13 protein-coding genes are annotated in these 15,575 nt (G+C 52.5%); 3 read left to right on the forward strand and 10 right to left on the reverse strand.

Features of this window, described 5'->3' with window-relative positions; all coding sequences use genetic code 11:
- Nucleotides 1-21: 21 nt before the first annotated feature.
- Nucleotides 22-798: a zinc ribbon domain-containing protein gene (locus tag A3849_RS01960; RefSeq protein WP_074110057.1), complete on the reverse strand. Its 777-nt coding sequence runs from the start codon at nucleotides 796-798 to the stop codon at nucleotides 22-24.
- A 214-nt stretch (nucleotides 799-1,012) separates the two neighbouring features.
- Between A3849_RS01960 and A3849_RS01965 the strand changes: the two genes are divergently transcribed.
- A complete protein-coding gene (locus A3849_RS01965; protein ID WP_256700617.1) occupies nucleotides 1,013-1,405 on the forward strand; it encodes a hypothetical protein in 393 nt (130 codons plus the stop codon).
- A gap of 294 nt (nucleotides 1,406-1,699) precedes the next feature.
- Nucleotides 1,700-2,341, forward strand: a complete 642-nt coding sequence (locus tag A3849_RS01970; protein ID WP_256700627.1) for a GTP pyrophosphokinase — start codon at nucleotides 1,700-1,702, stop codon at nucleotides 2,339-2,341.
- Nucleotides 2,342-2,441: 100 nt separating this feature from the next.
- On the opposite strand, the gene A3849_RS01975 is transcribed toward A3849_RS01970, so the two are convergent.
- From A3849_RS01975 to A3849_RS01985, 3 genes are all read right to left on the reverse strand, one after another.
- Nucleotides 2,442-3,227 carry a hypothetical protein gene (locus A3849_RS01975; RefSeq protein WP_074109929.1) on the reverse strand — a complete coding sequence of 262 codons (786 nt, stop codon included), beginning with the start codon at nucleotides 3,225-3,227 and terminating at the stop codon, nucleotides 2,442-2,444.
- A 32-nt stretch (nucleotides 3,228-3,259) separates the two neighbouring features.
- On the reverse strand, nucleotides 3,260-6,349 hold the full coding sequence (locus tag A3849_RS01980) for a DEAD/DEAH box helicase (protein ID WP_074109930.1): 3,090 nt from the start codon (nucleotides 6,347-6,349) through the stop codon (nucleotides 3,260-3,262).
- A gap of 636 nt (nucleotides 6,350-6,985) precedes the next feature.
- On the reverse strand, nucleotides 6,986-9,436 hold the full coding sequence (locus tag A3849_RS01985) for a glycoside hydrolase family 31 protein (RefSeq protein WP_074109931.1): 2,451 nt from the start codon (nucleotides 9,434-9,436) through the stop codon (nucleotides 6,986-6,988).
- 197 nt (nucleotides 9,437-9,633) lie between these two features.
- Here A3849_RS01985 and A3849_RS01990 point away from each other — a divergent pair, with 197 nt between their 5' ends.
- Nucleotides 9,634-10,392, forward strand: coding sequence for a tryptophan-rich sensory protein (locus tag A3849_RS01990; RefSeq protein WP_074109932.1), 759 nt, complete (start codon nucleotides 9,634-9,636; stop codon nucleotides 10,390-10,392).
- An 80-nt stretch (nucleotides 10,393-10,472) separates the two neighbouring features.
- Here A3849_RS01990 and A3849_RS01995 read toward each other — a convergent pair whose 3' ends face one another.
- From A3849_RS01995 to A3849_RS02020, 6 genes are all read right to left on the reverse strand, one after another.
- On the reverse strand, nucleotides 10,473-10,853 hold the full coding sequence (locus A3849_RS01995; RefSeq protein WP_074109933.1) for a RidA family protein: 381 nt from the start codon (nucleotides 10,851-10,853) through the stop codon (nucleotides 10,473-10,475).
- Nucleotides 10,854-10,947: 94 nt separating this feature from the next.
- On the reverse strand, nucleotides 10,948-11,616 hold the full coding sequence (locus A3849_RS02000) for an NAD(P)H-binding protein (RefSeq protein ID WP_074109934.1): 669 nt from the start codon (nucleotides 11,614-11,616) through the stop codon (nucleotides 10,948-10,950).
- 53 nt (nucleotides 11,617-11,669) lie between these two features.
- Nucleotides 11,670-12,941, reverse strand: coding sequence for an MFS transporter (locus A3849_RS02005; protein WP_083613331.1), 1,272 nt, complete (start codon nucleotides 12,939-12,941; stop codon nucleotides 11,670-11,672).
- Between the two features lie 119 nt (nucleotides 12,942-13,060).
- Complete coding sequence (locus A3849_RS02010) at nucleotides 13,061-14,458, reverse strand: sensor histidine kinase (RefSeq protein WP_074109935.1); 1,398 nt, start codon at nucleotides 14,456-14,458, stop codon at nucleotides 13,061-13,063.
- Between the two features lie 156 nt (nucleotides 14,459-14,614).
- Complete coding sequence (locus A3849_RS02015; protein WP_143191705.1) at nucleotides 14,615-14,884, reverse strand: hypothetical protein; 270 nt, start codon at nucleotides 14,882-14,884, stop codon at nucleotides 14,615-14,617.
- Between the two features lie 50 nt (nucleotides 14,885-14,934).
- A complete protein-coding gene (locus A3849_RS02020) occupies nucleotides 14,935-15,138 on the reverse strand; it encodes a CsbD family protein (RefSeq protein WP_062525224.1) in 204 nt (67 codons plus the stop codon).
- Nucleotides 15,139-15,575: the final 437 nt, after the last annotated feature.

The raw sequence follows: 15,575 nt of genomic DNA on the forward strand, positions 1-15,575 counted from the left end.
CTAAGCTGTCTGTGACTCTGTCTATATTTGCTCTGATCCGCAGCGCGGGCACCACATGGAACCCTTGGGCAGATCAGCCCGGCAGATCTGGCATTTCACGATATCGCGCACACCGCTGCCCTCACTGCCAGCCGCTTCCTCCGGTTCACTGGCCTTCCAGTCCCGGATCCGCCGGTCCAGCTCAAGCTGCCGCTCGCGTTCACGCTCCAGTTCATCGGCCTCACGGCGGCTGCGCTCCTCATGCTGGGCATTTCCGGCATAGTTCTCTAAAGGCAGTTCTTCCTCTTCGGGAAGCACCTCGGTGTACACTGCACGATTCTCGTGTCTCATCGCGAGTTCCTTTTCGGCTTCGGTTAATTCGTCCTCGCCGTAGTATTCATCCTCTTCCTCTTCGTGTTCATGAACGGTATGTACGTTCACTGCCGCCGCTTCTTTTCTCAGGGAGAGTTCCTCCAGCTTGCGTCCGCAGTGCGGGCAGAAATTAGCATCCAGGGCGACCACATGCCCGCAGGCGCAGAGACGTTCATTCTTCAGCTCGGCAATACGTGCACGCAGCTCGTCAATCTGCTCCTGAAACTTGAAGCAGCCCCGTGAGAGTTCTACCATTTTGCCTTCCGCCACCGACATATCCCTTAAACGGAAGCCATCGTAGAAAAGCTTGCCCATTTTCATAAATTCCATTTCCATCTCACGCTCAATATCCGATATTTGACCATTCAGTTTGCCGATTTCCACCGAGCTTTGCGCTTTTTCGCTCACCCGGCTGGCACCGTCCTTGATCCGTTGCAAAAAATTCATTGTAAGTTCCTCCTTCTCCAGAGTGAGAACCGGGCTGATCGCAGCCTCGTATAGTGTAGTTAACCCTTTACGCTCCTTGCAGAAGCGGAATTGTGCTTCTATCATACCAAATGTCCCGGCCAGATTCATTATTTGTCATTCTGTGTATAATACTAAGTGAAAACGGCTTCGCCGTCCTACTGAGGACAGTACTCGTTTCAGCGAGAAACATCGAATGATGGAGGGATTACACTTGCATGGCGATGACAAGAAACGCTATTTCGTGTCCGTAAGTCATGGCCTCATTCAGGATGTCCGCAATGACTCGGGTGAATATGAGGTCCTGCTTACCGCTGAGGAGCTGACAGGGCTTCAGGATATCCTCAAGGATTTGGCCAGGGAGGATGAGTATGCCTTCCGGCGTGCGTTTGTGCCTTACAAGTCCGCAGATCACGATGAGGCCATCAACCAGTTCGACGATCAGACCATCCGGGTATATCAGTATCTCCACCGCTATGGTACCCCTGAGACCCGTCACACGATCGAACAGCTGAATGTTCTGCCGAAGCTTGGCAACACCGGCTACGAGGACACCGGCTATGATGGGGGCTCGCCTACCAACAAATAACTACGCGCCTCCATGAAACTTTATGTGTGCTAATACGCGGCGGACGTCAAAATGTTTCTGCAAAACTGGCCCCGAGCTGCATTTCTTCCATTTCAGGACCCGGACTCCCCGGCATTCAGCCAGAGGGACCGGGTCTTATTTTTTTTGCTTCCGGGGCTCTACATAGGTTAAAATATAATCATGAACCAGTCACAAATCATGAATACCGGGAGAGTCTAAGTGGAAGAAAATGATAGTACACAGGTTACGCTGAATCAGTTGCAGGTACACGTCAAGGATTTGCAGAAATGGCAAATGAGCGAAGATTTCGCCAAGCAGATGGAAAGCTTCAAAGCCCTGCCGGCGCTCTACCGCCATGCACTGAATGAGCTTGAGAATAAAATTGATGTTATTAAGACGGAATGGCAGGTTCGCGACGGTTTCAGTCCGATTGAGCATGTCAAGTGCCGGATCAAGGAGCCCAAGAGCATTCTGCAGAAGATGGAACGTAAAGGGCATGAATTCACACTGGACAATATGGAGCAGCACATTCATGATATCGCAGGCATGCGGATCGTCTGCGCCTTTGTGAAGGATATCTACCGTCTGGTCGACCATCTGTGTGCACGCGAAGACATGCGGGTGCTGGAGATCAAGGATTATATTGCCCACCCGAAGCCGAATGGCTATCAAAGTCTGCATCTCATTGTAGCCATGCCGCTGGTACTGCTGGAGGGGACCCGCTGGGTGAAGGCTGAAATTCAGCTGCGCACGCTTGCGATGGATTTCTGGGCCAGTATGGAGCATATTCTATATTATAAATTCGACAAGCAGCTCCCTCCCCATGTCGCTGAGGAATTGAAGGAAGCGGCACGCGCCGCCGATGAACTGGATCAGAAGATGCTCCGCCTCCGCCGGGAGATTCTGGAGCTGGCAGAAGGTCCCTCCACGAAATAAACCCCTGAACAAAAAATTAGGACTTATCATCTAAAAAGGCAGCATATGAACAGCGGGTAACCTGTTCATATGCTGCCTTTCGTTTAATTCTGCCTCATTGTCACACCTTGCTTAGACCGGCTGCCCGGCGCGCAGCCGCCTCGGCTACCTCCCGCATGATCAAAGCCAGCCCTTCAGTCGCTCTGGGGGTCTGTGGAAGAAGGGACTTCCAATCCTCAGTTGGCACGGCTACCACCGGAGACACCGGAAACGGCCGGGCTGCAATCTCGTGAAACAGCGGCCCCGGCTGGTGAAGCGAGCCTTCGGCGGCAGCCTCTGCCAGCCATTCTCCCGAGGCGACCGCAGGACCCTTGCGCTCCAGCCGGGCAAGCTCCGCAGCCAGCGCACCCGGAGCGTCCGGCACAGCTGCGCCTTCCTCTGCGGTGCCAGCTTCAGCCCACAGGCCAAATACGCCTGCCAGCAGTTCTTCCTTCCCCAGGCCGCGCAGCGACAGAGCCAGCAGCGGCTCCTCCGTCAGGCGCTGCGTCAGCAGGGTCTGGAGCTGCGCCTTGTCTGCGGCTCCGAGCTCTTGCTCGAAGACCGCGGAGGCAAGTTCCTCCTCTGCAGGCAGAAGGCCAAGCCCGGCAAGCCTTACGCTCAGCTCTCCCTGCAGAAGTCCATACAGCTCTCCCGGATGTGCAGCGAGCTCGCGCAGAACTGTTCTTTTCTGTTCAGCCGTCCATGGCGGAACTTCCAAAGAAAGAACCGCTGCGGATTCCGGCTCCTGTACGGCTGCTGCCGCTTTACGCACACCCTGCAGTTCCGGCGTTGACCCGGATCCCTGAAGACTTCTTGCTTTTACCCTTCCGGGCTGGATATCCAGCCGCAGTTCTAGCCCTCCGCTCATTGCTGATTCCTCCTTTATTTCGTCCGTTTCCGCTACATCCAGTCCTGCCCTTGCAGCTCGATGAGCTCTTTAAGCTCATGATTCGACATCTCGGTCAGCCAGTTTTCACCGGAGCCGACGACCTGCTCGGAGAGATTCTTTTTGCGTTCGATCAGCTCATCAATTCTCTCTTCAAGGGTTCCCTGGCAGATCAGCTTATGCACCTGCACATTTTTGTGCTGCCCAATCCGAAAAGCCCGGTCGGTCGCCTGATTCTCGACTGCCGGATTCCACCAGCGGTCATAATGCAGAACGTGGTTGGCCCGGGTCAGATTAAGCCCGACACCACCGGCTTTGAGCGAGAGAACGAAGAAGGCCGGTCCTTCCCCCTCTTGAAAGTCATGCACCATCTCATCACGTTCCCGCTTAGGGACCCCGCCATGCAGAAAGAGCGGTGCTTTGCCATACCGTCTGGCCAGCCTGCTGACCAGCAGCTCTCCCATCGCCACATATTGGGTAAAGATGAGTGCAGATTCTCCAAGCTCGGCGATACTGTCCAGCACCTCGAACATGACGTCCATTTTACCCGAAGCCTCACTGCGTTGGCCCCGTCCCTCATCCTTGCGGAACAGCTGCGGGTGATCGCAAATCTGCTTCAGCTTGGTCAGGGAAGACAGCACCAGACCCCGGCGGGCCATACCCGAGCGTTCTCCGATTACGCCAAGCATTTCATTGACTACTCCCTGATACAACGCTGCCTGAGTTTCTGTGAGCGTACAGTACTGCTTCAGCTCCAGCTTCTCCGGCAGATCCTTGGAGATATCCGGATCACTCTTCAGACGCCGCAGTAAGAAAGGCGACACAAGCCGGTGCAGCTCGCGCAGCCGCTCTCCGCCTTCTCCGGAAACATAACGCTGGCGGAACGAATGATACGTTCCCAGGTATCCCGGATTCAGGAAGTGAAAGATAGACCACAGCTCGCCCAATCTGTTCTCCACCGGAGTACCCGTCATAGCAATACGGTGCGGTGCCGTTAGCTTCATCACGCTCTGCGCCTGCTTGGTACGATGATTCTTGATGTATTGCGCCTCGTCCAGGACCACCGTTGACCACCTTACACCTGCCAGATCCTCACTGTCCCGTCCGGCGAGATGATACGTGGTCAGGACGATTTCGTGACTGGCCGCAAGCTGGGCGAAGCCTTCGCCGCGGATCCGGCGGCCCCCATGATGAATATGCACCCGCAGCGAAGGCGCGAAACGCTGCAGTTCCCGCTGCCAATTCCCCAGCAGGGAAGTCGGACAGAGGATCAGTACAGGCTCATGTTTGTGTTCAGGCTCCGCATTGAGCGCGCGATCCAGCAAACAGGTAATCACCTGGACCGTCTTGCCCAGTCCCATGTCATCCGCCAGACAGACCCCGAAACCTAGCCCGCTTAGCGAGGCCAGCCATTGAAACCCGCGTTCCTGGTACGGTCTGAGTGTTCCGTGTAAATCGGGAGGGACCAGACGAAGCGGGAGATGCCGCAGCATGTCGCCCTGCATGAGCGAAGCCAGCAGACCGGTGGTTTCCATTCCGGTCACCGACATCCCCTTCCACAGCCGTTCCTCGCCTGCTTCGGCTTCCAGACGCATCCAGTCTGACGCCGACATTTCTCCGCTTTCATTACGCTTCATATACCTGAGTACCTGGCGGAGTTCCTTCGGATCAATCTCAATCCATTCCCCGCGGAACCGTACAAAAGGTACGCCAGCCTCCACCAATGCATTCAGTTCATCCTCAGTGACATCCGAATCTCCCAGCGAAGCTTCTATGCGGAAAGAAATCAGCTGCTCCATGCCCAGTGCTGCCTGGGCGGGGCCGTCAATTCCGCCAGCCGGCGGCTGCATCTTCATCTTCATTCCGATCCGCCGCCGGCCCTCACGGCTCCAGCGGGACGGCATCTGCACAGTAATGCCCCGCTCACGCAGCGGCTGCACACTTTCCTTCAGGAACAAATAGAGCTGTTCCGGCGTAAGCTTCACACTATCTGGAGCGGGTACGGTCAGCGCCCGCTGAATGTCCGGTGACAGCTTGCCTGCCCGGCCCAGTGCGGACAGCAGCTGCTGCTGGATATTGCGGTACCGCTTGCCCCAGAGCGTGAATTCGCGTTCACGGCTGCTCCAGATTGCCGCGGCCGGCAGCCAGAATTCCCCCTCTTCCCGGCTCTCCACCCAGAAGGACAACCGCCATTCCTCGTTCTCGTCCGCGGGCGGCTCCAGACGCAGCCCCAGGCTGAGCTGTCCGCTGCGTGCTTCTTCCGTCTCCGCATGCGGCACTTCGTTGCCGGCGGTTCCGTTCACTGCAGCCAGAAGCTCCGTCACTTCGGCTTGCGTTCCCTGAACCGGGATATCGCGGCTGCCCGTGAGCAGGCTGTTCCACCACAGCTCTGTCAAAGGGGAATAGCCGCGCCGGTAGTTCGCCTTATACGGCGCAAGCTTCCCTTCGTTCTGTGCAACAACCCGCTTGATCTCCGCAGTCATTACCGACTGCAGGAAGGAATAGAGCACATACGCACCGGCATCTTCACGGGAAGACAGATCGCCTTCCTCTGCCACATGCGTTCCGAGCGCCAGCACCGGCATAGAAGCCGCCATTTGCAGGAACAGCTCCTTGTCTGCCTCCTGCCGGAAGGCCGGAGACCAGGCAGCCGACGCCGCCTGTTCTCCTCCGCGGCGGCGGGAGCCTAACGGCCGGGGCGGCAGAGCCCCCGGCACAATACCGCCTGTGCCCATCAGCTCCAGCGCGAAGCGGGCGGCGGCAGACCAATAGCGCAGCTCCCCGCCCGGCTCCAGGCCCTGGCTGCGGCATAGCTGCTCGTCCCAGCCGAGCAGCAGCTCGAAGGCATCCTTCGGCGCCAGAGCCAACCCCTCCAGCGTCCGCCCCGGCAAGCCGCGCCGCGTGGTTCTCCCTTCCGCAGAGGCGGCAACCGGATATTTCACCTCCGTGAGCCTCAGTGCAGCACCCGCAAAAGGACGCCAGCCGCTCCGAAGCTCCAGCCGTTTGACCACACGCGTCCATGCGTCTACCTTGGGCTCCGAGGTTTCGCCGGAGAAGCAGAAAAATACGTCCCCTAACCATATTGCATACAGATGCTTAATCATTGATGATCTCCATTCTTTTTGAGCAAACAGAAAGAGCCAGTCTGCCCCCCATCAGGAAGACTGAATCCTTCTCCGCAAGAAATATAGTTACAGGTAAACCGGAGAGTCTGAAAGAACGGCCCCCGGATTGCCAAATGTTTTTTTCTTCATCCCTTCATCTTATACGAAAAAGACGATATTTAAAAACCTTTCTACACTTTTTTCCGAGATTTATCTACTTTTTACGGATTTATCCGCTCTTCATCGAGTAGAACACCTCTTGATCCGCCCAATTCATACCAAAAAACCGCTAAATAGCGGTTGATTTGGTGGTTCCCTTTTAGTTGTCCGAACATGGTCGCAATCTGCCCGTTCCTGTCGCAGAGCCCTATACTTCCTCTAGTCATTCCGGATCACGTTGAACCAAGCGGCAAGACCAAGTGGAATAAGTGAACCTAATTATTCCCCCTACCGCTCCCCACTAACGCTAGTGGGAAAAAGTAGACCTAATATGACCGAGTCGCATCTTCTCAGATGAATTCGCTTAGATTAAGTTTACTAATTCCCACTAATGCCTTTTACAAAGCACCTTTGGGCCCATTTAAGTTTACTAATTCCACTTCACTCCCCGCTGCCCCCTGACTCTATCAACTTTCTCTACTCCTTTGAGGCCTGAATACGCAGCTCCCCGCCATCCGGATCATCGTTCACCTGGATTAGCAGCGCACCATTTCCGCCGTTGTGTGCCCAGCCCGTCCGGCCTTCTTCCAGCTGCTCCAGACTGATTTCGGCAAGCCCGTCTACAGAAGCTGCAGTGAATTCCGGATAGCATAACGCAAAGCGCAGCATTTCTCTTCGCGGCGCATACTCCCGGATCGTATAGGTCCAGCCCAGGCGCAGTTCCCCCTCTTCTCCTTCCGCATGGACACTGATCTCCGAGTAGTGCCCTTCCTTGTAGCTGAAGCTATGTCCGTCGTCCTCATAGAGAGAAAAGGAGGCCAAAAAACCATCCCGCGCCCTGGCACCATACAGATGAAAGATCATCGTCTCAGCCGTATCCTCCAGCGCATACTGCTTAAGCGGGCCTTCGGCCACAAAAGTCCCTGCCTTGATGTACATCGGCATAATCCGCAGCGGGGCAGCAGCCAAAATATACTGTCCGCCTTCGTGAACCTCTCCGTCCCAATAGTCGATCCACAGTCCCTCCGGCAAATAGACAGAACGGTGGTCCGTGTCCGGCCGGTACACAGGAGCAATCAGCACATTCTCCCCTAGCAGGAACTGGTCACACAGATTCGTCACATGCGGATCACGCGGATATTCCAGAATCAGCGGACGGATCACGGGCAGGCCCGTCATTTCAGCCTCATGGAAAAGATTATAGATATGCGGCATCCAGCGGTAGCGCAGTCCGATGAACTCCCGCAGGATCGCCTCCACTTCTTCCCCGAATGACCAGGGCTCCTGGCGCATCGTACCGATGGAAGAGTGATTGCGGCAATACGGAAAAAAGACACCCATCTGCGTCCAGCGCACCAGCAGCTGGGCAGAGGTATGGTGGGCGAACCCTCCGATGTCCGGCCCCGAGAAAGCGAGACCGGACAGGCCCATATTGAGCACCATCGGCATGGCCATCGCCATATGCTCCCAGAAGCTGCGGTTATCTCCGGTCCACACAGCGGCATAGCGCTGAATTCCCGCATACCCGGCCCGTGTCAGTACAAAAGGACGTTCGCCGCCCATATGCTCCGCCAGTCCTTCATACGTAGCCTTAGACATCATCATTCCGTACAGATTGTGGTATTCCTCGTGCGTGACCGGACGGCCATTGTTGAAATGCATCACATCAAGGTCCATGGTCTTCGACTCATTGAACACCGCCGGCTCGTTCATATCATTCCAGATGCCCTGGATGCCCAGGTCGGTATAGTATTTGTGCAGATCGCCCCACCACTCGGCAGTCCGGACATCACTGAAATCGGGAAACGCGCTGATTCCCGGCCAAACCTCGCCGAAAAAGATGTCGCCCTCCAGGAAACGGCAAAAGTGTTTTTCCAGCACCCCTTGCTTATACACTTCATAGTTGGGGTCTTTTTTGACACCGGGATCTACAATCGGCACAATTCGCACCCCCAGCTCGCCCAGCTCAGCGATCATCTTCTCAGGTTCGGGGAAATTGACCGGATCGAAGGTAAACACCCGGTATTCATCCATATAGTGGATATCGAGATAAATGACATCGCATGGAATGTTCTTTTCGCGGAAGGTCCGGGCGAGCTGAAGCACTTCCTGCTGATTCATATAGCTGTAGCGTGACTGGTGATAGCCAATAGCCCATTTGGGCGGCAGTGCAATCCGGCCGGTCAGTGAGGTGTATCTTTTGACCACATCCTTCATATCAGGGCCGTTGATAAAATAGACATCATAAGCTCCAGTAGAACAGCCGATGGTAAACGCCACCCCGTGAGAGCGCATGTCAAAATCGCTCCGGCCCGTATTGTCCAGGAAAAGGCCATAAGACAGCTCGCCATGCACATGAATGAGCAGTGGAATGGACTCATATAGTGCTTCTATTTCCGGCAAATGAGGAGCAAATACATCGGTGTTCCAGTTGGTGTAACGTTCTCCACGCTTGTCGAGAAAGCTTGCCTTCTCGCCCAGCCCGTAAAAGTGGGAATCCGGCTGCATATCATATTCAGCGTGGCTCGCACCGCGCGGATTCCAGCTTGTTAGATTCTGCTGCATAACAATCTTTCCGTCTATGTTCTCCACACGCAGCAGCAGGGACGTTTTCTCAATGATCAGCTTGATGGCACTGGTCGTAAAAATCAGCTGATCGTTAGTATCCTCTACAGGGAACAAGTGCGGGATACAGCTCTCGGCCAGCACCGCCGGAGTCGTCGTCAGATCAGGCACCTTGTCCCGAAACACTTTCATCCGGAATATTTCGTCATTCAAAAAGACAAAAACAATGCCTCCGCGTTCTCCCTGGACAATATATATATTCTCGGAGCGTTCCCAGGACACCAAGCTTCCAGGTGTATTCCAGGTCTCCTTCATAACCAGCGGACCCATTTTCTCGGGACGAATCGCTTCACTGCTCTCCATGCTTACTTTCCCCCTTCGGCTGTTGCGGCTTTTACTTTAATACATATTACCCAGCGTTACCGGACTGCTATCCGTAAACTTTATGACCCTCTGGTCATTTTTTTGCCAAAATTGGTCTTATAAGTTGTGATTGCGGGTATATTCTATGTAGACGCCGGCTTCAGCACTAAATAATCAGGTTTAGGGAGTGAAAGCAAATGAGACAAAACAATTCTTATAAGTGGTGGAACCTGTTGTTCTTCCTTGGTGTACTCGTCGTAAATACCCTATCAGTGACCCTCCCGCTGGGCGGGAACAGCACCAGTGAAATTTCGGACAGGTATCACACCTTGCTGACACCTGCCGGCTATGCCTTTTCCATCTGGTCATTGATCTATTTGCTGCTCGCCGGCTTCATCATCTACCCTTTCCGGCAGGGTACCAGCTCCAGGGATTCGGTACGGCCGATCAGCATCTGGTTTGTGCTCAGCTGCATTTTTAATATGGGCTGGCTGTTCCTCTGGCAGTATCTCTATATTGAGCTATCCCTAGCGGTTATGGTGCTGATGCTGATTACACTGATCATTATCTACCGCAAAACGCGCAGCATCACGAGTCCCACTCCAGGGGAAAAGTGGCTGGTCAAGCTGCCGTTCAGCCTCTATCTGGGCTGGATCTCCGTTGCCACTATTGTCAATGTCAGCGTCGTCCTGGAGAAGAACCATTGGGACGGCTTCGGGTTAAGTGATCCCGCCTGGGCTGTGATAATGCTCGTTGTCGGCACTTTGCTGGCTGTGTTTGTCAGTTTCCCTTACCGGGACTGTATTTATCCTCTGGTTTTCGTGTGGGCCTTCATCGCCATTGCCCTGGAGCATAAAGATATCGGCAGTGTGTTTATTACGGGGCTAGTCGCTGCCGGCTTACTGCTGCTCTACAGCATTTGGCTGTTGCTGACACCACGCCGGAGTAAATTCTGAGGTTCATTCTTATCTATTCAAAAAAATCCCCGAGTGCTTCCAAGGTACGGAAACACTCAGGGACTCATTACCCTTAAGGCTTATTTCTTCCGGGCTACCGCTTCAATCTCTACAAGTCCATCTTTCGGCAGACGTGCAACTTCAACAGCGCTGCGTGCCGGATATGGCTCCGTGAAGAATGTGCTGTACACTTCGTTTACAGCCGCAAAATCATTCATGTCCTTTAGGTACACAGTCGTCTTCACTACATGCTCAAGGGATGCACCAGCCTCTTCGAGGATCGCCTTTACATTGCTTAGCGATTGACGGGCCTGTTCCTCTACGCCTTCTGCCAGAGCTCCTGTTTCCGGGTTCAGACCCAGTTGGCCCGAAGTGTATACCCAATTCCCGGCAATGATCGCCTGACTGTAAGGGCCGATTGCGCCTGGGGCTTTTGCGGTTGCTACCTGTTTTTTGCTCATGTTCTCCTCCTGTTTGCTGTACAAGACAGTGATCTCTCTATGTACGTATGATTTATGTCCCATTGTACGTCCTGAGCCAAGCTTATTGCAAACCTCAGGCCTCCACTTTTCCAATTACATGAATGACTTCATTGGTATAGACATGCACACCGTGCGTATCGGCAAGGGCGATGTTCATCATTGCTCTAGCCACCTTCACTGCGGGTATCGCCCGGTACTTGGCTGCATGTCCGACCATGGCAAAGTCCAGTGCCTTCATCACCACGGCGGCTGCCCGTTCACCGGGCCTCGATTCCTCACGTTCTCCCAGCAGCAGGGAAGGGCGGAACAAATGGAGTCCCTGAAATCCGGCAGCAATCAGCCCCTCCTCCACTTTGCCTTTGGTGCGGGAATAGAAATTGCGCGATTTGACGCTTGCCCCCATCGATGAAACCGCCAGAAACTGCTTCACGCCGCTTGCTTTGGCCAGTGCCGCGGCAGCAAGCGGATATTCCAGATCCACACGTTCGAACTGCTCCTGCGAGCCGGCTTTCTTGATGGTTGTTCCGAGACAGCAGAAGACGGCAGAAGCACCGGCAAACTGTTCCTTGTACTGTGCGAGTTGCTCCCAATCGATGATAACCTGCTTCAGTCCGGGATGCTGAAGTTTCATCGGATGGCGCACCAGCACACGCACCTCCTCCCAATCCCCATTCAGCAGATCTTCCGTAAGCGCACGGCCTACAAGACCCGTAGCACCCAGCACTACTGCAATTCTCGTCATTGAATGGTCTCCTTTCATCCGAAATAAGAGGAAGACCTGGCCATCCTCTGCAGTTAGTCTTTCAGAATACGCCGGCCCAGCAGCAGTGCGAGAAGAAGCATCAGCGTCCCTACGATAATCTGCATCCCGTACACCTGCATCCATTGCGGCCATTCTTGTATCCACTCATAAATCCGCCCTCCGATAAGCGGTCCAAAAAACGCAGCGAGTCCAGTCAGAGCCGCATACATCGCCATATACATTGGCCGCTCTTTCTTTGGTGTATCGCCAATGATGAAGTTAAAGGCCAGTTGGTTGAAGCCTCCTACTCCCACACCGAACACAATATGGGCGGCGAACAGCACCAGCAGCATCGGCATTACAGACAGCAGCCCCCAGAGCAGCGAGGATACGGCAATGATCGGCAATGTCCAGAGCAGCAGCCGCTTATTGCTGTACTTGGCGTTCAGATTGCCCCACACATAGAAGCTTGCCATCATGAAGATCGTCTGTGAGACATTCAGCAGGGACAAGGTCTCATAATTGATATTCAGTAACTGCAGCATGACATAGGAATAGAGCGGCACTGTCAGGTTCTGCAGCAGCAGCCACGCGGACAGGAACAGCGTAGATTTCATGAATAACGTATCATGCAGCGGTTTCTTGAGCATCGGCAGAAAATCCTTCTCCTCCGATTTCTCAAACGGCACGTCCGGATAGAAAAAGAACACGATGATATTGGAGATGGAAAAAATCCAGACCACAATATACAGAATCAGAAACCCGTGCCCTCCGGGGTAACGGTCAAGTACAATGCCGCCGCCATACATCACAAGACTTCCCAGGGCATTCAGAAAAGTATTGCGGATTCCAAAGTAACGGCCCCTCACCCGTGCGGGAACAAGGTCACTGATTACAGAACTCCACAAGACACCACCGGCTGTATTGGCAATGAATGCAATCGTATATAAGACGATAAATGCGGTGACCCAGTGCTCTTGCGGAAAAATAAACGGAACGAGCCCCGTGGAGCCCCAGAGCAGCCTATGTAAGCCGATAAAGGTTACCATGGCCCATTTGCGGCTTGGCAGCTTTTGAATCAGAAAAGCCACACCTATCTGCGCTACATTAACCAGTGTAGTAAGTGCAATTACAAAACCTATCTGGCTGGAGCTGGCTCCTAGATATAACAGAAAGCCTGTCAGAAACTGCCCTTGGAGCAGCACCTGAAATATCGTTGATGGTATCCCCTCAAACGTTGCGATCTGCAGATTCTTACGATGTACCGAGGCTTTGCGGAGAACTTTTGGACGTGAACCGCCAAGCCTGTTTCTCATGATGTTCATGGGGGTGATAACACTCCTTTGATGCGGCTTTTGCTTCATTCTACTCCGCATCAAGCTCCTGTCAATACGCCAAAATCACAAATAAAGTTGGACTTCCAAGCACCATATTTCCCGGAAGATTACAGTGGCAAATATAGGGAAAAGAGGCTGCCTTGCTCCTCCTTGCTGGATAGTGTAATGTAGCCGCCCAGGAGCTTAGCCAGATCATTGCTGATGGACAGGCCGAGGCCCGTCCCTCCATACTTGCGGCTGATGCTGCTGTCCGCCTGCTGAAAGGCCTCAAAGATTACCGTATGCTTATCGGCGGCAATTCCAATTCCACTGTCTTGTACATCAAAGACTACCCAGCGCTTCAGGGCTTGCCCTTCTGACCGTTCTACCATTCGGACATTCAATGATACAAAGCCGTTCATTGTGAACTTAAACGCATTGGATAACAGGTTGCGGAGAATCTGCTGCACCCGCTGAGGATCGGAATGAATCACCGGGGGGACATCCTCGCTAAGGTTAATGTTGAATTCCAACCCCTTTTTTCTGGCCACTACAGTAAACTGAAGCGCGAGCAATTCCGGAATCTCACTGACATTCAAATCCTCGTGAACCACATCCAGCTTGCCCGCCTCTACCTTGGAGAGATCCAGAATATCATTAATCAGCGCCAACAGATCACCGCCGGACCGGTGAATAATTGAGCCATATTCGGTGATCTCCTCCCGGGTGAGCTGTTGATCATTCTCTTCAATAATCTGCGAAAAATTAATGATGCTGTTGAGCGGTGTTCGCAGTTCATGAGACATATTAGCCAAAAACTCCGATTTGAATTGGGAGGCCAGCATCAGCTGCTTCGCCCTTTCCTCCAGCACGATCTTATTCTTATGCAGCTCTTCCGCCTGTGTGGAGAGCAGTTTGTTCGCCCGTACTACCTGTCCCGTGCGTTGCAGATCAAGCTGAAAATCACGGATGATCAGTGAAAACAGCATGCTGAGAACAATCCCGGCAGGCAGCGTGATAGGCATAATTTCCGTTATGTACACCCGATCCGGAATCACTCCAAAAACAATGATATTCACCGCATTCATCAGATTTACAACCAGAATGATAAGGAGACCTTTACCCACAATTGTAACCGTGGTGCGGCGCACCCAGTAGCTGAGCCCGGCACAGACGAATCCCAGAATCGATAAATTCAGCACGCCTGCTACCGCCGCCTCGTTCATCCCGAAGATGAGACGGGTCAAGCCTATGCCAACACCAATGATAATTAGAATAAAGGGCTGGGGAAATGCAAGCGTAGAAATAATCAGCGGCACAAACCTCAAATCAAAGATGGCGTTCTCATGCAGTCTGTAGCCAAACCATATGGTGATCCAACCGGCGAAGATGGAAAGTACGACCCAGCTTGCCTTTTTGACAGTCTCTGGAGCATGAGAAATAGTATGCTTATATATTAAATTCGCCAGATAAGCGACAGTAATCAGAAGAGCTGTGTTCATAAAAAAAATCTTCAAGTACTCCATAGCACCACTCCTTCAACGCTTACAAATATGTAATTCTTATCAATCATAGTACCATAATAGTAGGATCAATACATGAAATCACAGTCCCATTAATACCTGCGAACCAGGCCTAATTCCTTCTCCGGTACATGTCTTTCCGCATAAGAAGAGCGCAAATCAGATACGATTTGCGCTCTTCTTATGCGGAAACCAGGGCCTCATAGAACTCCAGCGTCTTTTCAAGCTCTGGCCTCCGCTCTGCTCATGCAATATGATTACAGGCTCCTCTTTCAGGTCACATTCCTCAGGTGTCCATGTCTCAACATCCGGAAGCATATAGTACCGGGGATGAAAGCTGCAGAACATCTCTCCCTGCTGTGTAAGTACCCGGTCAGCGTTGATCTCGATAATTCTGCCGGTTACGACATGGGATTTATACATAGACATCGCCTCTCCCTGCTTATGTGATTATCCTGTTTTGAGGGTATGTGTTTATATTAGTGGCGGATGGATTGCTCCCAGTTGCGGTATTCCGCTTCCGCATCATCTTTGGTATGGCCATAACGTTCCTGAAGCTTGCCTACCAGCTTATCCTTCTCACCGTCGATAACATCAAGATCATCATCTGTGAGTTGTCCCCATTGTTTCTTGGCTTCACCTTTAAGTTGCATCCATTTTCCCTTGATTACATTACTATCCATTACATGCTCATCTCCTTAGATGTCTTTTTAGTATGACCAGAGGCTCATGTCTTAAAAAATCATTACCCCTGATCCTTAAACTTGAATCTATCCACGTACGCAGATAAGAACAGCGGCTTCCGTCGATTTCTGTCACATAATAGTCTCTTAAAACTGGTATCTAAGTATTTTAAAATTTGATATAATTCAACTGTCGATAAAATAGTTTATCTTTAAGTGATTATTTTCACATGTAATATGTCCTGCTTGTGCTAGAATGCCATCGAAGAAGAAACGAGATAATTAAATTTTTTTCTATTATACGCCGATATATGTCATGAGGCTGCTACAAAAAGGGTCTTTAGGCGGATTCAAAAGTGATAAATGTCATTTATAAAGTGATTTTTATCACTTCCAATCACTATTAAAATGTTTTACATTTTAATATATATATTTTA

It is taken from the genome of Paenibacillus sp. P46E, from assembly GCF_001909095.1.
In the GTDB taxonomy this organism is placed as follows: Bacteria; Bacillota; Bacilli; order Paenibacillales; family Paenibacillaceae; genus Paenibacillus_AQ; species Paenibacillus_AQ helianthi.